At 73.8% G+C, this 23,827-nt stretch carries 22 protein-coding genes and 1 riboswitch; of the genes, 11 read left to right on the forward strand and 11 right to left on the reverse strand.

Translation table 11 applies throughout. The annotated features are described in order from the left end of the window. Window positions 1-74 precede the first annotated feature (74 nt). The 6 genes from cobN to ABZ721_RS21330 all read right to left on the reverse strand — a co-directional run bounded on the left by cobN (window position 75) and on the right by ABZ721_RS21330 (window position 9,781). Window positions 75-3,722, reverse strand: a complete 3,648-nt coding sequence (cobN, locus tag ABZ721_RS21305) for a cobaltochelatase subunit CobN (RefSeq protein ID WP_358790209.1) — start codon at window positions 3,720-3,722, stop codon at window positions 75-77. Beyond that, the gene (locus tag ABZ721_RS21310) at window positions 3,719-5,275 is read right to left on the reverse strand and encodes a cobyric acid synthase (protein WP_358790210.1); all 1,557 of its coding nucleotides are present in this window, start codon (window positions 5,273-5,275) and stop codon (window positions 3,719-3,721) included. The genes cobN and ABZ721_RS21310 overlap by 4 nt, the downstream gene beginning before the upstream one ends. Continuing rightward, window positions 5,272-6,234, reverse strand: a complete 963-nt coding sequence (locus ABZ721_RS21315) for a cobalamin biosynthesis protein (RefSeq protein WP_358790211.1) — start codon at window positions 6,232-6,234, stop codon at window positions 5,272-5,274. The genes ABZ721_RS21310 and ABZ721_RS21315 overlap by 4 nt, the downstream gene beginning before the upstream one ends. 127 nt (window positions 6,235-6,361) lie before the next feature. Continuing rightward, window positions 6,362-6,489, reverse strand: a riboswitch (cobalamin riboswitch). A 168-nt stretch (window positions 6,490-6,657) separates the two neighbouring features. Beyond that, the gene (locus tag ABZ721_RS21320) at window positions 6,658-6,888 is read right to left on the reverse strand and encodes a hypothetical protein (RefSeq protein ID WP_358790212.1); all 231 of its coding nucleotides are present in this window, start codon (window positions 6,886-6,888) and stop codon (window positions 6,658-6,660) included. Window positions 6,889-6,913: 25 nt separating this feature from the next. After that, window positions 6,914-8,155, reverse strand: a complete 1,242-nt coding sequence (locus ABZ721_RS21325) for an inorganic phosphate transporter (protein ID WP_358790213.1) — start codon at window positions 8,153-8,155, stop codon at window positions 6,914-6,916. A 234-nt stretch (window positions 8,156-8,389) separates the two neighbouring features. Then, on the reverse strand, window positions 8,390-9,781 hold the full coding sequence (locus tag ABZ721_RS21330; protein ID WP_358790214.1) for an FAD-dependent oxidoreductase: 1,392 nt from the start codon (window positions 9,779-9,781) through the stop codon (window positions 8,390-8,392). A 116-nt stretch (window positions 9,782-9,897) separates the two neighbouring features. Here ABZ721_RS21330 and ABZ721_RS21335 point away from each other — a divergent pair, with 116 nt between their 5' ends. From ABZ721_RS21335 to ABZ721_RS21360, 6 genes are all read left to right on the forward strand, one after another. Next, window positions 9,898-10,545: a class II aldolase/adducin family protein gene (locus ABZ721_RS21335; RefSeq protein WP_358790215.1), complete on the forward strand. Its 648-nt coding sequence runs from the start codon at window positions 9,898-9,900 to the stop codon at window positions 10,543-10,545. A gap of 80 nt (window positions 10,546-10,625) precedes the next feature. After that, window positions 10,626-11,741 carry an alpha/beta fold hydrolase gene (locus ABZ721_RS21340; RefSeq protein ID WP_358790216.1) on the forward strand — a complete coding sequence of 372 codons (1,116 nt, stop codon included), beginning with the start codon at window positions 10,626-10,628 and terminating at the stop codon, window positions 11,739-11,741. A gap of 146 nt (window positions 11,742-11,887) precedes the next feature. Next, window positions 11,888-13,219, forward strand: a complete 1,332-nt coding sequence (locus ABZ721_RS21345; protein ID WP_358790280.1) for a hypothetical protein — start codon at window positions 11,888-11,890, stop codon at window positions 13,217-13,219. A 278-nt stretch (window positions 13,220-13,497) separates the two neighbouring features. Further along, window positions 13,498-15,096 carry an ABC-F family ATP-binding cassette domain-containing protein gene (locus ABZ721_RS21350; RefSeq protein WP_358790217.1) on the forward strand — a complete coding sequence of 533 codons (1,599 nt, stop codon included), beginning with the start codon at window positions 13,498-13,500 and terminating at the stop codon, window positions 15,094-15,096. 366 nt (window positions 15,097-15,462) lie between these two features. Then, window positions 15,463-15,687, forward strand: a complete 225-nt coding sequence (locus ABZ721_RS21355; RefSeq protein WP_187144825.1) for a helix-turn-helix domain-containing protein — start codon at window positions 15,463-15,465, stop codon at window positions 15,685-15,687. Between the two features lie 115 nt (window positions 15,688-15,802). Next, window positions 15,803-16,594, forward strand: a complete 792-nt coding sequence (locus tag ABZ721_RS21360) for an enoyl-CoA hydratase/isomerase family protein (protein ID WP_358790218.1) — start codon at window positions 15,803-15,805, stop codon at window positions 16,592-16,594. A 72-nt stretch (window positions 16,595-16,666) separates the two neighbouring features. Here ABZ721_RS21360 and ABZ721_RS21365 read toward each other — a convergent pair whose 3' ends face one another. After that, window positions 16,667-17,467, reverse strand: a complete 801-nt coding sequence (locus ABZ721_RS21365) for a hypothetical protein (protein ID WP_358790219.1) — start codon at window positions 17,465-17,467, stop codon at window positions 16,667-16,669. A 136-nt stretch (window positions 17,468-17,603) separates the two neighbouring features. On the opposite strand from ABZ721_RS21365, the gene ABZ721_RS21370 reads away from it, so the two are divergent. The 5 genes from ABZ721_RS21370 (at window position 17,604) to amaP (ending at window position 20,015) form a co-directional block, all read left to right on the forward strand. Continuing rightward, window positions 17,604-18,113, forward strand: coding sequence for an Asp23/Gls24 family envelope stress response protein (locus ABZ721_RS21370; RefSeq protein WP_358790220.1), 510 nt, complete (start codon window positions 17,604-17,606; stop codon window positions 18,111-18,113). A gap of 73 nt (window positions 18,114-18,186) precedes the next feature. Continuing rightward, window positions 18,187-18,369: a hypothetical protein gene (locus ABZ721_RS21375; protein WP_269272279.1), complete on the forward strand. Its 183-nt coding sequence runs from the start codon at window positions 18,187-18,189 to the stop codon at window positions 18,367-18,369. Then, window positions 18,369-18,740 carry an Asp23/Gls24 family envelope stress response protein gene (locus ABZ721_RS21380; RefSeq protein WP_358790221.1) on the forward strand — a complete coding sequence of 124 codons (372 nt, stop codon included), beginning with the start codon at window positions 18,369-18,371 and terminating at the stop codon, window positions 18,738-18,740. The genes ABZ721_RS21375 and ABZ721_RS21380 overlap by 1 nt, the downstream gene beginning before the upstream one ends. Further along, window positions 18,737-19,411, forward strand: a complete 675-nt coding sequence (locus ABZ721_RS21385; protein WP_358790222.1) for a DUF6286 domain-containing protein — start codon at window positions 18,737-18,739, stop codon at window positions 19,409-19,411. Before ABZ721_RS21380 ends, ABZ721_RS21385 begins: the two co-directional genes overlap by 4 nt. Window positions 19,412-19,418: 7 nt before the next feature. Further along, window positions 19,419-20,015 carry an alkaline shock response membrane anchor protein AmaP gene (gene amaP / locus ABZ721_RS21390; RefSeq protein WP_358790223.1) on the forward strand — a complete coding sequence of 199 codons (597 nt, stop codon included), beginning with the start codon at window positions 19,419-19,421 and terminating at the stop codon, window positions 20,013-20,015. Between the two features lie 48 nt (window positions 20,016-20,063). On the opposite strand, the gene ABZ721_RS21395 is transcribed toward amaP, so the two are convergent. The 4 genes from ABZ721_RS21395 to ABZ721_RS21410 are packed head-to-tail and all read right to left on the reverse strand — an operon-like array spanning window position 20,064 to window position 23,782. Then, window positions 20,064-20,825 carry an SDR family oxidoreductase gene (locus ABZ721_RS21395; protein ID WP_358790224.1) on the reverse strand — a complete coding sequence of 254 codons (762 nt, stop codon included), beginning with the start codon at window positions 20,823-20,825 and terminating at the stop codon, window positions 20,064-20,066. A gap of 4 nt (window positions 20,826-20,829) precedes the next feature. Further along, complete coding sequence (locus ABZ721_RS21400) at window positions 20,830-22,653, reverse strand: glycoside hydrolase family 15 protein (protein WP_358790225.1); 1,824 nt, start codon at window positions 22,651-22,653, stop codon at window positions 20,830-20,832. A gap of 28 nt (window positions 22,654-22,681) precedes the next feature. After that, the gene (locus tag ABZ721_RS21405) at window positions 22,682-23,473 is read right to left on the reverse strand and encodes an SURF1 family protein (protein WP_358790226.1); all 792 of its coding nucleotides are present in this window, start codon (window positions 23,471-23,473) and stop codon (window positions 22,682-22,684) included. A 57-nt stretch (window positions 23,474-23,530) separates the two neighbouring features. After that, a complete protein-coding gene (locus ABZ721_RS21410) occupies window positions 23,531-23,782 on the reverse strand; it encodes a hypothetical protein (RefSeq protein ID WP_358790227.1) in 252 nt (83 codons plus the stop codon). Window positions 23,783-23,827 lie beyond the last annotated feature (45 nt).

A 23,827-nucleotide genomic window follows, 5' to 3' on the forward strand; every position in this document is an offset into this window, starting at 1 on the left:
GTGGGCCGTCCGACCCCTGCGCGCTCCGCGGGACGAGTGAACCGTCTCCGCGCGGGCGGAGGTCCCGGGGAAGCTCACGCGTCTCCCTCCAGATCGCCCTCGAGCTCGAGGTAGATCGCACGGAGCTGGTCCAGGGTCTCCTGCTCCGGTTCCGCCCACAGCTGCCGCTCCGCGGCCTCCAGCAGGCGCTCGGTGATGCCGCGCAGCGCCCAGGGGTTGGAGCGCCGCATGAAGTCCTGGTTCTCCTTGTCGAACACGTACTCCGCCGCCAGGCGCTGGTACATCCAGTCGTCCACCACGCCCGCCGTCGCGTCGTACCCGAAGAGGTAGTCGACGGTGGCGGCCATCTCGAAGGCGCCCTTGTAGCCGTGGCGGCGCATAGCGGCCATCCAGCGGGGGTTGACCACGCGGGCGCGGAAGACGCGGTGGGTCTCCTCGCCGAGGGTGCGGGTCTTGACCTGGTCGGTGGTGGCGCTGTCGCCGACGTAGGCGGCGGGGGAGACGCCCGTCAGGTGGCGCGTCATCGCCACCATGCCGCCGTGGTACTGGAAGTAGTCGTCGGCGTCGACCAGGTCGTGCTCGCGCGTGTCGATGTTCTTCGCCGCGACCTGGATCCGGCGGAACGCCTGCTCCATGTCCCCGCGCGCCGCGCGCCCGCCCAGGCCGCGCCCGTACGCGTAGCCGCCCCAGACCGCGTAGACCTCGGCGAGGTCGGCGTCGGAGCGCCAGTTGCGGGCGTCGATCAGCGGCAGCAGGCCGGCCCCGTAGGCGCCGGGCTTGGAGCCGAAGATGCGGGCCGTGGCCCGGCGGCGGTCGCCGTGCTCCGCGGTGTCCTCGTCCGCGTGGGCGCGGACGTAGTTGGAGTCGGCGGGCTCGTCGAGCTCCGCGACGGCCCGCACCGCGTCGTCCAGCAGCTGGATGACGTGCGGGAAGGCGTCGCGGAAGAAGCCGGAGATGCGGACCGTCACGTCGATGCGCGGCCGGCCCAGCTCCTCCAGGCCGACCACCTCGAAGCCCGTCACCCGGCGCGAGGCGTCGTCCCAGACCGGGCGGCAGCCCAGCAGGGCGAGGATCTCGGCGATGTCGTCGCCCTGGGTGCGCATGCAGGACGTGCCCCACACCGTCAGGCCGACGGACTTCGGGTACGCACCGGTGTCGGCGAGGTGCCGCGCCAGCAGCGAGTCGGCGAGCGCCGTGCCGACGTCCCAGGCGAGCCGGGACGGGATCGCCTTCGGGTCGACGGAGTAGAAGTTGCGGCCGGTCGGCAACACGTTGACCAGGCCGCGGGTCGGGGACCCGGACGGCCCGGCCGGCACGTAGCCGCCGCGCAGCGCGCGCAGGATGTTGTCGATCTCGTCGGTGGTGCGCTCCAGGCGGGGCACGACCTCCTCGGCGGCGAACTCCAGGATCCGGACGGCGTCCACGACCTCGGTGCCCAGCACGTCCTTGACGATCGGCGCCGCGGCCGACCGGCTCCAGCCGGACTCCTCCATCGCCCCGGCCAGCCGCCGCGCGAGCGTCTCCAGCAGGTCGACGGCGTCGGCGGCGGTCCGGGCGGGCCCTTCCACCAGCGCGGTCAGCGCGGCCGGCACCGCCACCCGGGCGCCGGGCTCGGCGAGCAGCGCCTTCTCCTCCAGGCCGAACGCCTCGGCCATCGCGGCCCGCAGGCCCGGCAGCGCGGCGCCGACGCCGCCCCACACCTGGGAGGAGCGCAGGATGGCCAGCACCAGGTTGACGCGGGGCTCGCCGACGGGGCCGCCGCCGAGGATGTGCAGGCCGTCGCGGATCTGCACGTCCTTGATCTCGCAGAGCCAGCCGTCGATGTGCATGACGAACTCGTCGAAGGCGTCCTCGTCGGGCTGGTCGTCCACGTGCAGGTCGTGGTGGAGCTCGGCGGCCCGCACCAGCGTCCAGATCTGGCTGCGGACGGCCGGGGTCTTCGTCGGGTCCAGGTCGGAGACGAGCGCGTACTCGTCCAGGAGCTGTTCCAGCTTGGCGAGGTCGCCGTAGGTGTCGGCGCGCGCCATCGGCGGCACCAGGTGGTCGACGACGGTGGCGTGGCCGCGCCGCTTGGCCTGGGTGCCCTCGCCCGGGTCGTTGACGATGAACGGGTAGACGAGCGGCAGTTCGCCCAGCACCGCGTCCGGCGCGCACCCCGCCGACAGGCCGAGGCCCTTGCCGGGAAGCCACTCCATGGTGCCGTGCTTGCCCATGTGGACGATCGCGTCGGCGCCGAAGGTGTTGTCCAGCCAGCGGTAGGCCGCCAGGTAGTGGTGCGAGGGCGGCATGTCCGGGTCGTGGTAGATCGCGATCGGGTTCTCCCCGAAGCCGCGCGGCGGCTGGATCATCACCACGACGTTCCCGAACCGCAGGGACGCCAGGACGATGTCGTCGCCGTCGAGGTAGAGGGTGCCCGGCGGCTCCCCCCAGTGCTCCAGCATCCCGGCGCGCAGCTCGGGGTCGAGGGTGGCGAACCACCGCTGGTAGTCGGCGAGCGGGACCCGGGCGGGGGCGGCGGACAGCTGCTCCTCGGTGAGCCACTCGACGTCGTGGCCGCCGGCGGCGATCAGCCGGTGGATCAGCTCGTCGCCGTTGTCGGGGTAGCCGTCGACGGCGTACCCGGCGCCGCGCAGCGCGTCCAGCAGGCCGACGGCCGACGCGGGGGTGTCGAGGCCGACGGCGTTGCCGACCCGCGAGTGCTTGGTGGGGTACGCGGTGAAGACGACCGCGAGCTTCTTCTCCGGGTTCGGCTTGTGCTTGAGCACCGCGTGCCGCACCGCGATCCCGGCGACGCGCGCGGCGCGTTCGGGGTCGGCGACGTAGACCGGCACGTCGCCCTCGCCGGTCTCCTTGAACGAGAAGGGGACGGTGATCAGCCGGCCGTCGAACTCCGGGATGGCGACCTGCATCGCCGCGTCCATCGGCGACAGGGCCGCGTCGGAGGCCTCCCAGGCCGCGCGGGACGACGTCAGGCACAGGCCCTGGAGGACGGGCACGTCCAGGTCGGCGAGCGCGCCGATGTCCCAGGCCTCGTCGTCGCCGCCCGCCGAGGCGTCGGAGGCGCGGGTGCCGCCGGACGCCAGGACGGTCGCGACCAGCGCGTCCGCCCGGCCCAGCAGCGCGTACAGGCCCTCGTCGGCGCCGCGCAGCGTCCCGCAGTACACCGGCAGCGCGTTGGCGCCCTTCGCCTCGATCGCGGCGCAGAGCGTGTCCACGAAGCCGGTGTTCCCGGAGAGTTCGTGGGCGCGGTAGAAGAGCACGCCGACGGTCGGGCGGCCCTCGGTGAACGGGTACGCGCCGTGCGTCCCGTACTGCGGCATGGCGGCGGGCGCCTCGAAGCCCTCGCCGGTCAGCAGGACGGTGTCCGACAGGAAGCGGGTCAGCTCCACGAGGTTGGCCGGGCCGCCCTCGACCAGGTAGCGCAGCGCCTCCGCGACGACGCCCGCCGGCACCGAGGACTCCGCCATGAGTTCGGCGTCCGGCACCGACTCCCCGCCGAGCAGCACCGTCGGGATGCCCGACGCGCGCAGCGCCGCGAGCCCGTCCTCCCAGGCGCGCTTGCCGCCGAGCAGCCGCACGACGGCGATGTCCGCGCCCTCGGTGAGCGCGGCCAGGTCGTCGGGGGAGACCCGGGTCGGGTTGCCGATCCGGTACCCCGCCCCGGAGGCGCGGGCCGCCAGCAGGTCGGTGTCGGCGGTGGACAGAAGCAGAACGGTGGTCACGGTGCCCCCGGAGCGATAAAGGGGAGGCCGGCGGGTGCGCCGTCCTCGATGAGCCGCATGAGCGCGGCGGTGTCCGCGTGTTCTTCGATCAGGTCGCCGAGGCGGTCGAGCTGTTCCTCGCGCAGCGCCCCGAAGGAGGTGTCGGGGGCGGGGACGAACCGCCGCCCCGCCTGGTCGGCGATCCGGCGCAGGAAGGCGCGGCGGAAGCCGTCGCTCTCCAGCGAGCCGTGCCAGTGGGTGCCCCAGACGGCGCCCGACCGGCAGCCGTCCAGCGCGCGCCCCCGGTCGCCGGTCATGAACGGCCCGTCGCCGCCGAGGACTTCCGCGACCCCGTGGTGGATCTCGTACCCCTCCACGGGCTCGCCGAGCGCCTCACCGACCGGCCGGGCCAGCGTCTTCTCCGCCGCGAACCGGACGCGGACGGGCAGCAGTCCGAGCCCGTCGACGCGGCCGGCGCGCGACTCGACGTCGTCCTCGATGGCCTCGCCGAGCATCTGGTAGCCGCCGCAGATGCCCAGCACCGGACGGCCTTCGGCCGCCCGCCGGACGATCGCGTCGGCGAGCCCGCGCTCGCGCAGCCAGGCCAGCGCCCTGACGGTGCCCCGGGTGCCGGGCAGCACCACCAGGTCGGCGTCGGCGAGCTCCTGCGGCCGGTCGACGAAGCGCACCACGACGCCCGGTTCGGCGGCCAGCGCGTCCACGTCGGTGAAGTTCGACATCAGCGGCACGGCGACGACCGCGACCCGCAGCAGGTCCGCGCCGTGCGGCGCGGCGGTGACGGACTCGCGGACGGCGCCGCGCATCGACACGCGCAGTCCGTCCTCCTCGTCGATGCCCAGCCCGTGCGCGAACGGCAGCACCCCGTACACCGAGCGGCCGGTCAGCCCGCGCAGCATGTCCAGGCCCGGCTCCAGCAGCGAGACGTCGCCGCGGAACTTGTTGACGAGGTAGCCGCAGAGCAGCGCCTGGTCCTCGGCGCTCAGCAGCGCCGTGGTGCCGAAGAACGAGGCGAAGACGCCGCCCCGGTCGATGTCCCCGACCACCACGACCGGCAGCCGGGCGGCGCGGGCCAGGCCCATGTTGACGATGTCGTTCCGCCGCAGGTTGATCTCGGCCGGACTGCCCGCCCCTTCACAGATCACCGCGTCATACGTGCCCCGCAGTTCGGCCAGGCACTCCACCACGGTGGGCAGCAGTGCGCTGCCGCGCCCGCCGTCGCCGTGGTAGCCGCGGGCGCTCATCTCGCCGACGGCCCGGCCCATCAGCACGACCTGGCTGGTCCGGTCGCCGCCCGGCTTGAGCAGCACCGGGTTCATCAGCGCCGTCGGCTCGACGCGGGCGGCCTGCGCCTGCATCGCCTGTGCCCGGCCGATCTCGGCGCCCTCGCGCGTCACGAACGAGTTGAGCGACATGTTCTGCGCCTTGAAGGGCGCGACCTTCACGCCCTGCCGGACCAGCCAGCGGCAGATGCCGGCCGTGACGACGCTCTTGCCCGCGTCGGACGTGGTCCCGGCGACCAGCAGCCCTCCGCCGGTGGGACGCGTTCCGCTCATCGGGTTCCTCCCTGGGGGGACGGTGACAGCGCGGTCGCGGCCAGCCGCCCGCCGACGCAGACCGCCAGCGCCAGCGCGCCGACGCGGCGCGAGAGCCGTACGGCGCGGGCGATGTCGGCGACTTCGGGCGGCCGGCCTGCCGGGCCGAGCACGGCGCGGTGCTCCACGCGGCCGGCGTAGGCGAGCGTGCCGCCGAGCCGGACGCCCAGGGCGCCGGCGAACGCGGCTTCCACGGGGCCCGCGTTGGGGCTGGGGTGGCCGGCGGCGTCGGCGCGCCAGACCCGCAGCGCGCCGCGCGGGTCGGGGCCGGCGAGGGTGGCGAGGACGGCGGTCAGCCGGGCGCCGGGCCAGCCGGCGACGTCGTCGAGGCGGGCGGCGGCCCAGCCGAACCGGCGGTAGCGCGGCGACTTGTGGCCGGCCATCGCGTCCAGGGTGTTGACCGCGCGGAAGCCGACGAGCCCCGGCACCCCGGCGGCCGCGCCCCACACCAGGGCGCCGACGACGGCGTCCGAGGTGTTCTCGGCGACGGACTCCACGACGGCCCGCGCGATCTGCGCGGCGTCCAGCGACTGCGGGTCGCGGCCGCACAGGTTCGGCAGCCGCTCGCGCGCCACCTCCAGGTCGCCCGCCTCCAGCGCGGAGCCGATGGCCAGCGCTTCGCGGCCCAGCGAGGCGCCGCCCAGCACCGACCAGGTGGCGGTCGCGGTCAGCGCGATGGCGGCGGCGGGGGAGGAGCGTACGGAGCGGGCGGCGAGCGCGGCGGCGGCGGTCGCGCCGCCCGCGCACAGCGCCGTCCAGAGCGCGCCGCTGCCGCGGTGGTCGCGCCACAGGCGGCGTTCGGCGGCGGCCGCGGCACGTCCGAACCCGGCGACCGGGTGGCCGCGGCGCGGATCTCCGGCGATCAGGTCGGCGAGGTGGCCGAGGGCGGTGCCGCACGCGAGGGCGTGTCCGGCGCGCACGGCGTCAGCCCGCCGTCATGCCTCGACGGGACAGGGCCTGGGAATCCGGTGGGGTACGACGGCGGCCGGGCATGGCAGGAGTCCTCACTCAGGGTCCGCGCCCTGGTTCGACGTGACCGGCGGCGGAGAGTCTCCTGGCTCCCGGATGCGCGCACCCCGCTCCGACCGGCCGATCGCTCGGCCGTGGTGTTCGGGTGGGGTGCACTCCCCGGTGACAGTGGCGGGACCGCGCCGGATTCGCACCGGACTTCCTCTCCTGCCGCCGTATGGCACCGGGCAGTCCACCACGTGCCGGGAACCCCGTCAACTCACTGTTGACCTGCGACGGAAGATGTGCGAAGGCCCACACCCGCGGTGCGGGGTGCGGGCCTTCGGCGGTGCCGCGCCGGCGACGCCGGCGGTCGAGCGGGGATCAGGCGGGGATCAGGCGACGATCAGGAAGATGCCGTACGCGACGGCCGCCGCGCAGAGCGCGAAGCACGCGTAGGCGCCGGTCCGGGTCAGGGCGGCGGTTCCGCCGGAGGCGGCGGCGCCGTCGGCGGACTCCCGCTTGGCGAGCCCGACGATGCCGAGGGTGAAGACGCCCACCAGCCCGATGGTCACCGCGAGGGTGACGCCGAGGACGGTGCCGAGGGCCTGCCAGTCGATCTGCATGGTGCGGATTCCTTCCGGGCCGGGATCAGGCCGTGGCCGGCGTGGCGTCGGCGGTGGTGATGACCGCGGGGGCCGGGATGGTCGCGGCGAGCGGGGCGACGTGGCCGGCGGGCGGCGGGCTGACGGCCGCGATGGCGGCGGTGACCGCACCCTGCGACTCGGCCGGGAGCTCGTTGACGTTGCTGTGGTCGATCGGCTTGCGGCGCGAGGCCAGCCAGATCGCGGTGCAGGCGGTGAGCGCCAGCACGGCGACCGCGGTGACGCCCCAACTGCCCTGGTCGGCCAGCAGCGCGGCTCCGGCGGCCACCAGGCCGGCGGCGGGCAGCGTCAGGCCCCAGGCGGCGACCATGCGGCCGGCGGTGCTCCAGCGGACCACGGCGCCCTTGCGGCCGACGCCGGAGCCCATGACGGAGCCGGAGCAGACCTGGGTGGTGGAGAGCGCGAAGCCGAGGTGCGAGGAGGCCAGGATGGTGGCCGCCGCGCCGGTCTGGGCGGCGAAGCCCTGCGGCGCCTCGATGTCGGTGAGGCCCTTGCCCATGGTGCGGATGATGCGCCAGCCGCCGAGGTAGGTGCCGAGCGCGATGGCGGTGCCCGCCGAGACGATGACCCACATCGGCGGGTCGGCGTGCGGGGCGACGACGCCGCCGGTGATCAGCGCGAGGGTGATGACGCCCATGGTCTTCTGCGCGTCGTTGGTGCCGTGCGCGAGCGAGACCAGGCCGGCCGAGGCGATCTGCCCGGCCCGGTACCCCTTGGCGGTCGCCTTCGGGTCGCTGTTGCGGCCGATGCGGTAGGTGAGCTTGGTGGCGAGCATCGCCGCCAGGCCCGCGACGATCGGGGCGGCGAGCGCCGGGATCAGGACCTTCATGACGACCTTGTCGCCGTTGACGCCGTGGGCGCCGACGGAGACCAGGGTGGCGCCGATCAGGCCGCCGAACAGTGCGTGGGAGGAGCTGGACGGGAGCCCGGCCAGCCAGGTCAGCATGTTCCAGACGATGGCGCCGACCAGGCCCGCGAAGATGACTTCGGGCCGGATCCCGGCGCTCTCGTCGATGATGCCGCCGGAGATGGTCTTGGCGACCTCCACGGAGAGGAAGGCGCCGACGAGGTTCAGCACGGCGGACATGGCCACCGCCGTCTTGGGCTTGAGTGCGCCGGTGGAGATGGTGGTGGCCATCGCGTTGGCGGTGTCGTGGAAACCGTTCGTGAAGTCAAACACGAGAGCGGTCACGATCACGATTCCGATCAGGAGCGTGATGTGTTCCATTTACCCAGGCAATCGTTTGATCGGACAGTGGCGATGGCGACCGTACGGAGCCTGGGTGAACGGAAGGTTAACTGGCGGCGGCTGCGTGGTGCCGGTGTCCGGGCACCCGATTCTTCAGGCCACGACGGGTGTTGGGACGGTTCAGGCGCCCCACGGGAACCCGGCCCCTTAGCAGCTCGCCACCGGGGCCGGCGCCACCCGGAAAATTGGTACGAAACCGTCCGCGGATTCCGCTTAGTGCCGTCCGGAGATCCGGTCCGCGACGCGCGCCACCGGGTCCGTCCCGGCGCTGCGCCCGGCCAGCTCCCGGCGGTCCGCGCCGCGGTAGGCCGCGTACATCCCGTGCACCCCGATCCAGCGGAAGGGCTCCGGCTCCCAGCGCCGCACCCGGTGCCCGACCCAGGGCAGCGCCGTCAGCTCCGTGCCGTGGCCCTGGCCCGAGTCCAGCTGCACCAGGTCGCGCAGCGTGCGCGCCGCCAGGTTCGCCGTCGCGACGCCGCTGCCGACGTAGCCGCCCGCCCAGCCGAGCCCGGTGGCCCGGTCGAGCGTCACGCTCGCGCACCAGTCGCGCGGCACACCCAGCACCCCTGACCAGGCATGGTCGATGGCCGCCCCGGCGGTCGCGGGGAAGAAGCGGACCAGGATCTCGCGCAGCGCCTCGACCGTGGCCGGCTGGGTGCGCCCGTCGTTGTCGGTCCGCGAGCCGAAGCGGTACGGCACCCCGCGACCGCCCAGCGCGATCCGGTCGTCGGCGGTGCGCTGCGCGTACATGTACGCGTGCGCCATGTCGCCGAGGGTCTCGCGGCCGTCCCAGCCGATGGTGTCCCAGATCGCCCGCGGCAGCGGCTCGGTGGCGATCATCGAGGAGTTCATCGGCAGCCAGGACCGCTTCTGCCCCTTGAGCGACGCGGTGAAGCCCTCCGTGCAGCGCAGCACGTACGGGGCGCGCACGGTGCCGTACGCGGTGACCGCGTGCTTCGGCCTGATCGCGGTCACCGCGGTCGACTCGTGGATCACCACGCCCAGCGCCTCGACGGCCCGCGCCAGCCCCTGCAGCAGCTTCACCGGTTGTATACGAGCGCCGTGCGGCGTCCAGGTGCCGCCGGAGGTCCCGGCGACCCGGATCCGCTCGGCGGACTCGCGCGCCCCCAGCAGCAGCCGGTCCTTCTCGCCGAAGGCCACCTCCGCCTCGTGGAAGGCCTTCAGCCGGGCGAGCTGCGCGGGGGAGTGCGCCACCTCCAGCACCCCGCCCTTGACGATGTCGGCGTCGATGCCCTCCTCGGCGGCGGCCCGCACCACCTCGTCCACCGTCTCGTTCATCGCGCGCTGCAGCGCGACGGCCGCGTCGTGCCCGTGCAGCTTCGCGTAGCGGTCCCGCCCGGCGATTCCGTTGTAGAGCCAGCCCCCGTTGCGCCCGGATGCGCCGTAGCCGCAGAACTTCTGCTCCAGCACGATGATGCGCAGGAACGGCACGGCCTTCTTCAGGTAGTAGGCCGTCCACAGCCCCGTGTAGCCGCCGCCGACGATGCAGACGTCGGCGGTCGTGTCCCCGGGCAGCGGCTCGCGGGGCACGGGCACGCCGGTCCGCGAGTACCAGAAGGAGATGCCGCCGTTGACGGTGGTCATGATGCCCCTGCAATCCGTGTGCGATCCGGTGCGGCCGTGCTGTGCGGCCGGTGGTGTGCCGGACGCTACTGCGCCCCGCGAGCACGCGGCAACGGCCAACCTGTAAGGATCGACGGATGCGCGATGCCCTGGAGAAAGCCTGGTCGGACCTGGTCGCCACGGCCCGGCGCAGTGTGGCGGACGGCCTGGTGGTCGGTACGTCCGGCAATGTCTCGGTCCGCGTGGGCGACCTGGTGCTGGTGACCCCGACCGGCGTGCCCTACGACCGGCTCGGACCGGTCGACGCCGTCGCCGTCGACCTGGACGGCCGGCAGGTCTCCGGGCGGCTGCGCCCCACCAGCGAGCTGCCGATGCACCTGGCCGTCTACCGCGGCACGGACGCGCGGGCCGTCGTGCACACCCACGCGGTGCACGCCACCGCCGTCTCGACGCTGGTCGACGAGCTGCCGTCGGTCCACTACGTGGCGGCGACGATGGGCGGCCCGGTCCGGGTCGCCGGGTACGCCCTCTACGGCACGGACGAGCTGGCCGAGCGGGTGCTGGAGGCGCTGCGCGACCGCAGCGCGTGCCTGATGCGCAACCACGGCACGGTCGCGTACGGGCGGACGCTGGACCAGGCGTACGACCGGACGGCGCAGCTGGAGTGGATGTGCCGGGTCTGGCTCACCGCCCGCTCGGTCCCCGGGCTGAGCCCCGCGCTGCTGTCGGACGCGCAGATGGACGAGGCGGCCGGCCGGCTGCGCGGCTACGGCCAGCCCGGCTGACACCGCCCCGGTGGCCGCCGCTGACACGGGCGGCCGACGTCCACTGGCCGCATCGGGCCGCCCGGTCGACACTGGTACCGATGCGTAAGCGAACCGTGGCGGCCGTGGCCGCCACCACCGTGCTCGGTGCCGGGGCGGCCGCTGTGGCGGCCGGACGGTACGTGTCCGACCTCGCCCTCAAGCCGTCGCCCGACAGTGTGGAGCCGGACGGGCGGCTCACCGTCCACGCCACCGCGGCGGGCCAGGTCACCATGACGCGCGCGCAGGTCTCCCTGCGGCCGGGTGTCTACGGCCTGACGGGCGACGGCGTGCACGCGGCGGTCGGCGAGGTGCTGTGGACGACGCCCGACACGGTCGCCCGCCGCCTGGACCGCGTCTACAGCGGCGCGCTGGACCCCGGCACCCAGGTGCGGCTGACGGCCCAGGTGCACGCGGGCGACCCGCGCGCCGCCCTCGGGCTCGACTACGCCGAGGTGCTGGTGCCGGGCGAACTGGGCCCGCTGCCCGCGTGGTTCGTGCCCGGCGTCCGCCCGACCTGGGTGATCGCCGTGCACGGCCTGGGCACGACCCGCGAACTCCCGCTCAACGTGCTGCCCGCCCTCAGCGGCCACCGCTTCCCGGTGCTCGACCTCGCCTACCGCAACGACCCCGGCGCCCCGGCCTCGCCCGACGGCCTCGGCCACCTCGGCGACACCGAGTGGCGCGACCTGGACGCGGCGATGCGGTACGCGGTGGAGTACGGCGCCGAGCGGTTCGTGCTCTACGGGTTCTCGACGGGCGCCACGATGGCCCTGCGGGCCGCCGACCACTCGGCGCTGCGGAACCGGATCAGCGGGCTGATCCTCGATTCGCCCGTTCTGGACTGGAAGTCGACCGTGCGCGCCGCCGCGTTTTCGCACGGCGTGCCGGGAGCCCTCGTGCCGCTCGGGGTGCGCGCTGCGGAGGGCCGCACGGGGCTGCATGCGGAACGCATCGCGGACGCCGCGGACCCCGCCCGCCTCAGCGTCCCCACCCTCGTGGTGCACGGCCCGGACGACACCCTCTCGTCCTGGTCAGGATCGCGTCAACTCGCCGCGAGGCGACCGGATCTGGTGACGCTGCACACCGTTGCCGGCGCCTCCCACAGCGCTATGTGGAACGTCGACCCGGCCGCGTACGAAGAGGCGCTGCGGCGTTTTCTGACCCCGCTGATGTAGCGCTCGGCGCGGGTCCGGGAGCACAGGGTGAGGGGCGGCGCCCCGGAGCGCGTTTGGGATTCTGGGGCCTCACCCGGGACACTGCTCCAGTGACGTCCCGTACTTCGCGAGACACTCCGCTCCGTCTTGTCCCCCGACGACCTTCCCTGGCCTTCGCCGTGGGGGGCTCCGCCGCCCGCCCCACGGCGACGGCGCGGCGCTCCCGGCCGCCGCGGCCGCCCGAAGGCACGCCCGCGCTCGCCGAGCTCGCGCGCCAGGCGCGTGCCGAACTCGGCGACACGGTCCGCCTCGCGCGCTGGTCGGAGGCGGGCTCCGGCACCGCCTGCCCGACCGGGATACTCTCCGACGCCGACGTCCAGCAGGCGGCAGCCGAGCTGGAGTTGACGGAACGGCAGATCCGGTCCGGCTGGGACCGGGCCCGGCTCGCCGGCCTGATCGAACTCCACCAGGGCACCGCCCGCCCCGGCTGGCGGCTGCGCGCCTGGGACCGCGACAACACCGCCGTGCTGCGCGGCTGGGTCGCGCTCTTCGACGCCTGGTCCCTCGCGCATCCCCCCGGCGACTTCGCCGGGGCGGACCCCTCGCTGGTGGCCGAGGTCGTCGAGGCCGCCCCCCAGCTGCTGTCGTTCCTGCACCTGTCCTCGGGTCCGGTGCCCGTCGACACCCTGCTCGACCTGCTGCGCCAGCGGGTCGCGGAGCTGCGGACCGAACGGCACGAGCCGCCCGCCGACGACGCCCACGACCCGCTGCCCGCGCTCCTGGACTGGGTGCTCGACGCGGTCGCCGGAGTCGGGGCGCTGCAGCCGCGCGACGCGTGCTCCGACCTCCAGGAGGTCGCGCTCACCCCGCTCGGCAACTGGGCGGTCTGGGTCAAGCTGGAGCAGATCTGCGTGGCCGCCCAGGGCCCGGCCGGCCACATCGAGCAGCCCGCGGAGAAGATGCTGCGCGCCTGCGCGCGGCTCTCCCCGGGCCCGGCCCGCGCCGAGTACCGGGCCTGGCTCGCCGCCCGGCCCGCCGGACTGGCCGTCGCCGAGCTGCTGGAGACCGCCCGCGGGGAGGACGCGCTGCTGCGCGGCCTGGCCTTCGAGGCGCTCCGGGTGGTCGGGGCGCCCGCCGAGCCCGCCGTGCGCGCGGCGTCGGAGGAGCCGACACTGCGGCCGTACGCGCTGCTGTGGCTGGCCGAGCAGGACGGCGACGACCCGGAGGCCGTCGCGGGGCTGCTGACCCGCGAGGAGACCGCCTGGCTGTGGGTGGACACCGCCGCGGCCGTCGCCGACCACGGCGAGGGGCAGCTGCTCGTCAGCCACCTCGACGCGGCCGTGCAGGGCTCGGTGCGGGCGCTGCTGGTGGAGATCCGCGGCGCGGGGCACCCCCGTACCGTCCAGGTGCTGGTGGCGCTGGCCGCCGCGCACCCGGACCCGGCCGTGGCCAAGGCCGTCCGCCGGGCCGCCTTCCAGGTGCACACCGGCGGCGTCTGAGGATCCGGTCGAGCGGTGCGGCCCCCGGCGGGCCGCACCGCCTCGGTGCCCGACGGCGGCCGGATGGTGATGTGCCCCACACCGGCGCTCGGGAAAGTCCCCTGTTCGCGGCCCACGGACCCGGCCCCGTAGCACCCCGTCGCCCTGTGACGGGCAACAACCGGCTTGCCACGCCCCGGTAGACTGGCCTGTATGGCAGTCCCTCTCGTTCATTAGCCGGCGGCGTACGACCCTCCCGCGCCCCTTTCTGTCGTTCGCCATGCCCTGGAGCTTTTCCCGTGATTACTGCCACCGGTCTTGAGCTGCGTGCTGGAGCCCGCATCCTCATCGAGTCCGCCTCCTTCCGTATCGCCAAGGGCGACCGCATCGGCCTCGTCGGCCGCAACGGCGCCGGCAAGACCACCCTCACCAAGGTCCTGGCGGGTGAGGGCCAGCCCGCCGGCGGCACCGTGACCCGCTCCGGCGAGGTCGGCTACCTCCCGCAGGACCCGCGCACCGGCGATCTGGACACCCTCGCCCGCGACCGCATCCTCTCCGCCCGCGATCTGGACTCCGTCCTGCGCAAGATGCGCGAGAACGAGGAGCGGATGGCGAACGGCAAGGGCGCCACCCGCGAGAAGGCGATGCGGAAGTACTCCAACCTGGAGACCGAGTTCCTCACCAAGGGCGGCTACGCGGCCGAGGCCGAGGCGTCCACCATCGCCGCCGCCCTCGGACTGCCCGACCGGGTACTCGGCCAGCCGCTGCACACCCTGTCCGGCGGCCAGCGGCGCCGGGTGGAGCTGGCGCGGATCCTGTTCTCCGACGCCGACACCCTGCTGCTCGACGAGCCCACCAACCACCTGGACGCGGACTCCATCGCGTGGCTGCGCGACTACCTCAAGACGTACCGCGGCGGCTTCATCGTGATCTCCCACGACATCCAGCTCGTCGAGACGGTCGTCAACAAGGTCTTCTACCTGGATGCCAACCGCACCGCGATCGACGTCTACAACATGGGCTGGAAGCTGTACCAGGCCCAGCGCGAGGCCGACGAGAAGCGCCGCAAGCGCGAGCGCAGCAACGCCGAGAAGAAGGCCGCGTCGCTCAACTCGCAGGCCGACAAGATGCGCGCCAAGGCGACCAAGACCGTCGCCGCGCAGAACATGGCCAAGCGCGCCGACCGGCTGCTGGCCGGCCTCGACGCCGTCCGCGTCTCGGACAAGGTCGCCAAGCTCCGCTTCCCGGACCCCGCGCCCTGCGGCAAGACCCCGCTGATGGCGACCGGGCTGTCCAAGTCGTACGGCTCGCTGGAGATCTTCACCGACGTCGACCTGGCCATCGACCGCGGCTCGCGGGTCGTCATCCTGGGCCTCAACGGCGCCGGCAAGACGACGCTGCTGCGCCTGCTGGCGGGCGTCGAGACGCCCGACACCGGCAAGATCGAGCCGGGCCACGGCCTCAAGCTCGGCTACTACGCCCAGGAGCACGAGACGCTGGACCCGGACCGCACGGTCCTGGAGAACATGCGCTCGGCCGCCCCGGACACCGACCTGGTCGAGATCCGCAAGATCCTCGGCTCGTTCCTGTTCTCCGGCGACGACGTGAACAAGCCGGCCGGTGTCCTGTCCGGCGGTGAGAAGACCCGGCTGGCGCTCGCCTCGCTGGTGGTCTCCAGCGCGAACGTGCTGCTGCTCGACGAGCCCACCAACAACCTCGACCCGGCCAGCCGCGAGGAGATCCTCGGCGCGCTGCACACCTTCAGCGGTGCCGTCGTCCTGGTGACGCACGACGAGGGCGCGGTGCACGCGCTGGCGCCCGAGAAGATCATCCTGCTGCCCGACGGGGTCGAGGACCTCTGGGGCGAGGACTACGCGGATCTGGTCTCGCTGGCCTGACCGCCGGATCGGCCCGCCTGATCACTTACGAGTGGATCATTCGGCCTACGGGTGATCCATCATCTGTGTGAGACGAGCTCATACCGCGCCACCCGGTGGCGCGGTATGGGTGCCGTCCCGAGTCGATCAGTGGCGTGACGTCGGGAAACTCCTTACCGACCATGGATGACCTGCCCCTTTTCGAGACGCTCGGACAATTGTCCGGAAAGCGACGGCCGAATTCGGGGATCTTCCCGTGCCACCCGGCCGCCGAAAAAAGGTCCCCGGTTCAAATGTTGTCGTACGGACCTTGCCGAATGGGTGGCCAGGAAGCCGCCTAGGGGTGATCATGAGAGTCCAGAGCGCACTTCCCTAGAGGAGGCACGGGTGGCCGAGACTCTGAAGAAGGGCAGCCGGGTAACCGGCGCCGCGCGCGAGAAGCTCGCGGCAGACCTGAAGAAGAAGTACGACTCCGGTGCGAGCATCCGGGCGTTGGCCGAGGAAACAGGCCGCTCCTATGGATTCGTGCACCGGATGCTCAGCGAGTCCGGCGTGACCCTTCGCGGTCGCGGCGGTGCGACACGAGGCAAGTCAAAGGCCGCTACGGCCTGACGGGCAGGGCATCTCCCGCGAGCCGGATTCCCGGCGTGCCCACCCGGTCGACGACCGTGTCGACCGGGTGGTTACTCTTCGGTAATCAATTCCGTGGTTCGCTCGGAGGTGCCCGATGCCCGACCCCACCGTGCTGCTCGAGCGTGACGGAGTACGGCTCACCGCCGACGACTCCGTCGCGACCGTCACACTGTGCAATCCGGCCAAGCGCAACGCCCAGTCGCCCGCCATGTGGCGGACGCTGGCGGAAGCCGGCCGGCTCCTGCCGGGCGACGTACGCGTCGTCGTGCTCCGCGGCGAAGGCCAGTCCTTCTCCGCCGGACTCGACCGGCAGGCCTTCACGCCCGAGGGCTTCGACGGCGAGCCGTCGTTCATCGACCTCGCGCGCGGTTCCGACAAGCTGCTCGACGAGACGATCGCCGAGTACCAGGAAGCGTTCACCTGGTGGCGGCGCAGCGACATCGTGAGCATCGCCGCCGTCCAGGGCCACGCCATCGGCGCCGGCTTCCAGCTCGCCCTCGCCTGCGACCTGCGGGTGTGCGCGGACGACGCGCAGTTCGCCATGCGCGAGACGAGCCTCGGCCTGGTTCCCGACCTCGGTGGCACCAAGCCGCTCGTCGACCTCGTCGGCTACGCGCGGGCCCTGGAGATCTGCGCCACCGGGCGCTTCGTGCACGGCACGGAGGCCGAGCGCCTCGGCCTGGCCAACCTGGTCGTCCCGGCTGCCGAGCTGGACGCGACCGTCCGCGACCTCGCCGGTGCGCTGCTCGCCGCGCCCCGTGACGCCGTCATCGAGACCAAGGCCCTGCTGCAGGGCGCCGTCGGCCGCTCCTACGAGGAGCAGCGGCCCGCCGAGCGCGCCGCCCAGGGCCGCCGGCTGCGCGACCTCGCCGGCGTCGGCGAGTAGTCCTGCGTACGGCCGGTCCTCCGTACGACTGGTTCCCCGTACGGCGTCCCTATGACGCGCGTCCGGTCGTGGTCACCCGAAGGCGGTGACCACGACCGCCGTCGTCACCGGACCGGGCGCACCGGGCTCCGCGGCCCGCGTGACCGCCGTGCGCACCGCGCGGGCCACGTCCAGCGCGCGGTGGCCGGGCACGACCGCGATCTGCACCCGGACCTCGCGGGCCGGCGGGTCGCCGGCGTCGGCCGTGCGGATCCCGGACGCGAAGCCGCCGAGCCGGGAGGTCACCCGGGCGACGCCCGGCACCAGCAGCGCGGCGACGACCACAGGGTCACCGGCGGGTGCCGGTCCGGCCCCCTCCACGTCGTGGTCCACGGTGCCCGACGGGCCCTCGACCGCGGGCACCGGCGCGGGATCGAGGACGGGCGCACCCGGTCCGGCGGGAAGCTCCAGCAGGCCGGTGACATCGAGGTCCACCGACGCGACGGGCAGCCCCAGCAGTTCGTGGGCCGCGTCCCACAGGGCGGACCGCAACCCCTCCGCGGTGGCGGGCAACGGCCGGTCGATGGCGGCCTCGAAGGCCGCCGACAGGCGCAGCGGGCCGGGCGCCACCGCGCTCGGCGGTACGAGGGCCGCGCCGGTTCCGGCCGCGGTTCGCTCCACCTCCGTAGCCGGCTCCGCTCGCGGTCCGTCCCCCTCCGGGGTGATGCGCAGCGAGCCGACCCGTACGCCGGGGAGCCCGGACACCGCTCCGCGCAGCGCGTCGGCGGCCGCGCTCTCGGTGATCCAGACACCGTCTCCCACCCCGCCGAGCGGCAGCACGCGCCCGAACGCGATCTGCTCCCGTACCGCACGGGTCAAACGGTCCACAGTCACCGGTCTCCGCCTCCTTCGTCGCGCACCACCCGAACGGCGGTGCGCACCACGCCTCCTGGCCGCATCTCGGCGGCGCGGTAGGGCATGCGGACATAGTGTGGTGCACGGAGCAGCCCAGACGAAGGGACGACTCGCGATGACCGAGGCGGCACAGCGCAACATCTCCGAGCCGGACGGCCCCGCGGCCGTGGGCGAAGGCAAGACGTTGGAGAAGGGCACGGGCGCGGGAGTGCCCGGCCGCCGGGCGCCGCTCGGCGACCCCGCGACCCGCGGCAGGACCACCATCGCGGACGGCGTGGTCGAGAAGATCGCCGGGCTGGCCGCGCGCGACGTGCTCGGCGTGCACGCGATGGGCAGCGGCTTCGCCCGCACCTTCGGTGCCGTGCGCGACCGGGTGCCCGGCAGCAAGTCCGTGACCCGCGGGGTGAAGGCGGAGGTCGGCGAGGTGCAGACCGCGCTCGACCTGGACATCGTCGTCGAGTACGGGGTGTCCATCGTCGAAGTGGCCCGCGCGGTGCGGGAGAACGTGGTCGCCGCCGTCGAGCGGATGACCGGCCTGGAGGTCGTCGAGGTCAACATCGCCGTCGGCGACGTGAAGCTGCCCGAGGACGACGACGAGGACGACCGCGAGCAGAGGGTCCAGTGACGACCGTGCGGACGGGTACACGGGTGGCCGGCACCGCCGGCGACAGCGCTGAGGCGAGGACGGTGGACGGACGATGAGGATGTCACTGGTCGGACTGATCGTGGGCATGGCGCTCGGCTTCGCCGGGTACTTCGGCGGCTTCGGCGCGTTCCTGCTGGTGGCCGCGCTCGGCGCGGTCGGCTTCGTGGCCGGGAAGTTCCTGGACGGCGACCTGGAGCCCGGAGAGTTCTTCCGCAGCCGCGACCGGCGCCGGTGATGGCAGCCGCGGCCCCGGTCGCCCTGCCGGCCGCGGAGCGCGGCGCGCTCCGGATCGCCGACCGGGTGGTCGCCAAGATCGCCGCTCGGGCCGCGTCCGAGGTGCTCGCGGACGTGCCGGAGTCCGGGCTCGTGCCGCCGGACCGCACGCCGCACGCGTCGGTCTCGGTGCGCAAGGAGACCGCGCGGGTGCGGTTGTCGGTGGAACTGGGCTATCCGGGTGATCTCGGAAGGGTCTGCGGCTCGGTGCGCCGCCATGTCGCGGACCGGGTCCGGGCACTGACGGGTATGGAGGTACCCGAGGTCGCCGTCGAGATCGAGCGACTGCACTCCGCGACAGCGCGGCGGCAGAGCGAGGGGAGGGTGCTGTGAGCACCACCGGCGCGGAGTCCGAACCCGGGGGCGATACGCGGCGGCTGCCGGTCGTCGGCTCCTACGACCCGGACCGGCCGGACGGGTCCAGCCCCGAGCCCCCCGAGGTCCCCGCCGAGCCGCCCGCCGGCCGGGCGTCCCGGTTCTGGTCGCAGCGCAGGGTCCCGTCGGCGCTGACCGCGCTGGTGGTGCTGGGCGCCGCCGGCATCCTGCTCTACGACATCGCCGCGGTCCGCGCCGACCGCGCCCCGATGGGGTGGCGGCCCCGGCTGGCCCGGGAACTGGCCACCCGCCCGCTGGACGACTGGCTCGTCGTCACCTGCGCCGCGGTCGCCGCGCTGATCGGCCTGTGGCTGATCGTCCTGGCCGTGACCCCCGGGCTGCGCGACATCCTGCCGATGCGCCGCAGCACGACGGGGGTGCGCGCCGGGCTCGACCGGCACGCGGCCGAACTGACGCTGCGCGACCGGGCGATGGAGGTCTCCGGCGTCCACACCTGCCGGGTCCGCGTCGGCCGCCGCCGGATCAAGGCCCGCGCCGCGTCCCACTTCCGCGACCTGGACGAGGTGAGCGCCGACCTGGGGACCGCCCTGAACGAGGGCCTCGTCCAGCTCGGGCTGGCCCGTCCGCCCGCCCTGACCGTCTCCGTCCAGCGCGCCCAGAAGGGCTGATCCGCCGATGCGCAGCACCCTCAACCGGATCCTGCTGGCACTGACCGGCCTGTTCCTGCTGGTCGCCGGCCTCGCCGTGCTGGTCGGCAGTCTCGACCTGCAGCGCCGCTGGGGCTTCACGCTTCCGGACAAGTGGCCCTTCGACGGGCCGGACGACGTGCTCCTGACCGCCCGCGAGCGCACCCGCTACCGGGACGACGGATGGTGGTGGCCCACCGTGCTGGCCGCGCTGGGCGTGCTGGTGCTGGCGGCCCTGTGGTGGTTCCTGGCGCAGTTGCGCAGCCACCGGATGCGCCAGTTGCGCGTCGACAGCCGGGACGGGCAGGACGCGGTCCTGCGCGGCCGGGCCCTGGAGGACGTCCTGGTCACCGAGACCGAGGCACTGCACGGGGTGGACCGGGCCGGGGCCACGCTGACCGGCAAGCGCTCCGCGCCCCGCGCGCGGCTGACGCTCGCGCTGGCGCCGCACGCCGCGCCCGACAGCGTCGTCTCCCGGCTCGACACCGAGATCCTGCGGCGGGCCGGCGGTTCCGCCGGGCTCGACCACCTGCCGGCCGAGGCGCGGCTGCGGGCCGTCAAGCACCGGGCCAGCCGGGTCAGCTGAACCGCCGCCGGCGCGCGGCGGGCCGCGAGGGCCCGCGCGCGCCGCAGCTCAGAAACCGTGCCGGGCGCCGCCGTCGACCGGGAGCATGATGCCCGTCAGGTACGAGGCGGCGGGGGAGAGCAGGAAGGCCGCGGCGCGGCCGAACTCCTCCGGGGTGCCGTAGCGGCGCAGCGGGATGCCGGCGCTGTGCCGGGCGCGGGAGGCCGCCGCGTCGCCGCCGATGGCGTCGAGCTCCGCCACCCGCTCGGTGTCGATCCGGGACGGCAGCAGTCCGACGACGCGGATGCCGCGCGGCCCCAGCTCGTTGGCGAGGTTCTTGGCGAAGCCGGCCAGCCCCGGCCGCAGCCCGTTGGAGACGGTGAGGCCCGTGAGGGGCTCGTACACCGACGCGGAGAGCACGAAGCCGATCACCCCGCCCTCGCCGAGCGCCGCCGCGGCGGCCCGGGCCAGCCGGACCGCGCCCAGGAAGACCGTCTCGAACGCGTCCCGCCACTGGTCGTCCGTGATGTCCTCGGTCCGGCCGACGGCCGGGCCGCCGACGCTGATCAGCACGCCGTCCAGCCGTCCGAACTCCTCGCGGGCGGCGCCGATGAGCCGGTCCGGGGTCTGCGCGTCGGTGTTGTCGGCGGCCAGCCCGACGGTGTTGCCCGGGCCGCCCAGCGCGTCGGCCGCCGCGTCGGCCGACTCCTGCGAGCGTCCGGTCACGATGAGCTTCGCGCCGTCGGCCGCCAGCTCGCGGGCGGCCGCCAGGCCCAGCCCGCGGGTGGCGCCCGTGACGATGTACACCCGGTCCTTCAGTTCGAGATCCATGCCCTCATGCTCCCTCACGGGCCCCGGAGCTGCGGCCCCCGGACAGGTGCAGCGCGGTGTTGACGAGCCCGATGTGGCTGAACGCCTGCGGGAAGTTGCCGAGCTGGCGGCGCGCGACCGGGTCCCACTCCTCGGCGAGCAGCCCGACGTCGTTGCGCAGGCTCAGCAGGTGCCCGAACAGCTCGCGGGCCTCCCGCTCGCGGCCGGTCGAGTGCAGCGCGTCGGCGAGCCAGAACGAGCAGGCCAGGAAGGCGCCCTCCTGGCCGGGCAGGCCGTCCACGGCCTTCTCGTCCAGGGAGTAGCGGCGGACGAGCCCGCCGAGGTCCAGGTCCTTGCGCACCGCGTCGACCGTGCCGATCACGCGCGGATCGGTGGCGGGCAGGAAGCCGACCTGGGGGATGAGCAGCGTCGCCGCGTCGAGCTGGGTGGAGCCGTAGAACTGGGTGAACGTGCCGCGCTCGTTGTCGTAGCCGCGCTTGCACACCTCCAGGTGCACCTGGTCGCGCATGGCCCGCCAGCCGGCCAGGTCCCCGCCGCGCTTGGGCTGGGCCTCCACGGTGCGGACCGCGCGGTCCGCGGCGACCCACGCCATCACCTTGGAGTGCACGAAGTGCCGGCGGCTGCCGCGGACCTCCCACAGGCCCTCGTCCGGCTCGCGCCAGTTGGACTCCAGGAAGTCCATCAGGGCGCGCTGCAGGCTCCAGGCGTGCTTGTCGTCGGCGAGCCCGCTGTCGCGCGCGAGGAAGAGCGAGTCGAGGACCTCGCCGTAGACGTCGAGTTGCAGCTGCCCCGCCGCGGCGTTGCCGATGCGGACCGGGGCGGACGCCTCGTACCCCGCCAGCCACGGCACCTCGTACTCGGGCAGCCGCCGCTCGCCCGAGATCCCGTACATGATCTGCAGGTCGGCGGGGTCCCCGGCGACCGCGCGCAGCAGCCAGTCACGCCACTTCGAGGCCTCCTGGAGGTAGCCGCTGGAGACCATCGCGTTGAGCGTCAGGGTCGCGTCGCGGAGCCAGCAGTAGCGGTAGTCCCAGTTGCGCACCCCGCCGATCTCCTCCGGCAGCGACGTCGTGACGGCCGCGGCGATACCGCCGGAGGGCGCGTAGGTGAGCGCCTTGAGGGTGATCAGCGAGCGCAGCACGGCGTCGCGCCAGGGGCCGTCGTAGGTGCACTGCGCCGACCACTTCTCCCAGTCCTCGACGCTGGTCGCCAGCGCCTCGTAGGGGTCTATCCGGCGCGGCCGCGTCTCGTGGGACGGGTGCCAGGTCAGGACGAAGGCGACCTGCTCGCCCGCCGAGACGGTGAAGTCGGCGTAGGTGCAGAAGTTCTTGCCGTACATCGGCAGCTGCGCGGGATAGCTGCGCAGCCAGACCGAGTCGGGCCCCGCGACCGCGATGCGGTGGCCGTTGGACCGTCGCATCCAGGGCACGATGCTGCCGTAGTCGAAGCGCAGCCGCAGCTCGCCGCGCATCTGCACGGTGCCCGAGACGCACTCCACGATCCGCATGACGTCGGGGGCGTGGTCGCGCTGCGGCATGAAGTCGATGACCTTGACCGTGCCGGTCCCGGTCTCCCAGATCGTCTCCAGCACCAGGGTGTCGCCGCGGTACGCGCGCCGGGTGCACTGATCCGCGCCGGCCGGGGCGATCCGCCACTGGCCGTTCTCCTCGTCGCCGAGCAGCGCCGCGAAGCACGCGGCGGAGTCGAAGCGGGGCAGGCACAGCCAGTCGATGGAGCCGTCCTTGCCGACCAGCGCCGCGGTCTGCAGATCGCCGATGAGCGCGTAGTCCTCGATCAGTCCTGGCACTGGGCCGCCTTTCGTCCACACTGCTGGTCGTAGCGTGCCGGGGACGCGCCTACACCGCGACCGGAACGCCTTTCTCGGACTCCTGCCCTGCGGCGCGCTCCTTGCGCTCGCGGCGCACCAGAATGATCCAGCCGACCGGGACCATCGCGGAGAAGAGCCACCACTGGATCGCGTACGCCATGTGCGGGCCGATGCTGGAGTCGTCCGGCTCCGGGATCAGCTCCGGCTGCGGCCCGGAGGGCTTGGGCGCGGTGGTGGCCAGCTCCAGGTAGCCGCCGAGCAGCGGCCGGGGGCTGTCCTGCGCCAGGTCGGCGGAGTTGATGAGCATGATCATGCGGTCGGGCAGCCCGCTCTTGTTCCTGATCCCGGTGCTCGAACTCGTCTCGTCGGGGCGCAGCCGCCCGGTGACGGTGATCTCGCCCGTCGCGGCGGCCGGGATCCTCGGCAGCGTGGTGAGCCCGCCGTCGGCGTCGATCCAGCCGCGGTTGACCAGGACCGCCCTGCCGTCGTCCAGCACCAGCGGGGTGATGACGTGGTACCCGTTCTTCTGCCCGTCGGCCGCGGTGCGCTGGCGGGCGACGACCTCGTGCGCCGTGTCGTAGTGACCGTGCGCGCTGACCGTCCGGTACAGGTCCTTGCGGGGCACCGCCCTGCCGGGCGCCGCCAGCTCCTCGACGGGGACGGCGGCCGCCTTGACGTTCTGGCTGATCAGGTGGTTGTTGGCCACCCGGTGCTCGTGGCGGTGCAGCTGCCAGTAGCCCAGCTTGACCATCGTGGGGATCATGACCAGGCCGAGCAGGGTGAGGATCACCCACTGGCGGGACAGCAGAAAGCGGTACACCCCACGACGGTACTCGGTCGTGGGGTGCCGGCCGATAGCGGGTCGATGCGGGACGGATCAGGAGATGGGGACGGAGCCGACCCGGTCGACCAGACCGTGCGCGCCCTCCGCCTTCGCGCAGTGCGCACCGCAGTACCAGTGGCCGTCGGCCTCGACGCCGTGGCCGACGATCCGCACCCGGCAGTGCTCGCAGATGGGCGCCATGCGGTGGATGGCGCATTCGAAGCTGTCGAAGACGTGCACCGCCCCCTGGGCGTGCACCTCGAAGCTCATGACGTAATCGTTTCCGCACACTTCACAACGGGCCATGGGGCACAGATTGCGCGGCGCGGGGGCGGTGGGCAACAGGCGGCC

The organism is Streptomyces sp. NPDC006733 (assembly GCF_040636125.1).
Classification (GTDB): domain Bacteria; phylum Actinomycetota; class Actinomycetes; order Streptomycetales; family Streptomycetaceae; genus Actinacidiphila.

Coding starts and splice junctions, on each gene's coding strand:
- ABZ721_RS21325 (WP_358790213.1), bottom strand. CDS start 8,155: ATGGAACACATCACGCTCCTGATCGGAATCGTGATCGTGACCGCTCTC.
- ABZ721_RS21410 (WP_358790227.1), bottom strand. CDS start 23,782: ATGGCCCGTTGTGAAGTGTGCGGAAACGATTACGTCATGAGCTTCGAG.
- ABZ721_RS21360 (WP_358790218.1), top strand. CDS start 15,803: ATGCCCGACCCCACCGTGCTGCTCGAGCGTGACGGAGTACGGCTCACC.
- ABZ721_RS21370 (WP_358790220.1), top strand. CDS start 17,604: ATGACCGAGGCGGCACAGCGCAACATCTCCGAGCCGGACGGCCCCGCG.
- ABZ721_RS21375 (WP_269272279.1), top strand. CDS start 18,187: ATGAGGATGTCACTGGTCGGACTGATCGTGGGCATGGCGCTCGGCTTC.
- ABZ721_RS21340 (WP_358790216.1), top strand. CDS start 10,626: ATGCGTAAGCGAACCGTGGCGGCCGTGGCCGCCACCACCGTGCTCGGT.
- amaP (WP_358790223.1), top strand. CDS start 19,419: ATGCGCAGCACCCTCAACCGGATCCTGCTGGCACTGACCGGCCTGTTC.
- ABZ721_RS21320 (WP_358790212.1), bottom strand. CDS start 6,888: ATGCAGATCGACTGGCAGGCCCTCGGCACCGTCCTCGGCGTCACCCTC.
- ABZ721_RS21335 (WP_358790215.1), top strand. CDS start 9,898: ATGCGCGATGCCCTGGAGAAAGCCTGGTCGGACCTGGTCGCCACGGCC.
- ABZ721_RS21310 (WP_358790210.1), bottom strand. CDS start 5,275: ATGAGCGGAACGCGTCCCACCGGCGGAGGGCTGCTGGTCGCCGGGACC.
- ABZ721_RS21395 (WP_358790224.1), bottom strand. CDS start 20,825: ATGGATCTCGAACTGAAGGACCGGGTGTACATCGTCACGGGCGCCACC.
- ABZ721_RS21380 (WP_358790221.1), top strand. CDS start 18,369: ATGGCAGCCGCGGCCCCGGTCGCCCTGCCGGCCGCGGAGCGCGGCGCG.
- ABZ721_RS21330 (WP_358790214.1), bottom strand. CDS start 9,781: ATGACCACCGTCAACGGCGGCATCTCCTTCTGGTACTCGCGGACCGGC.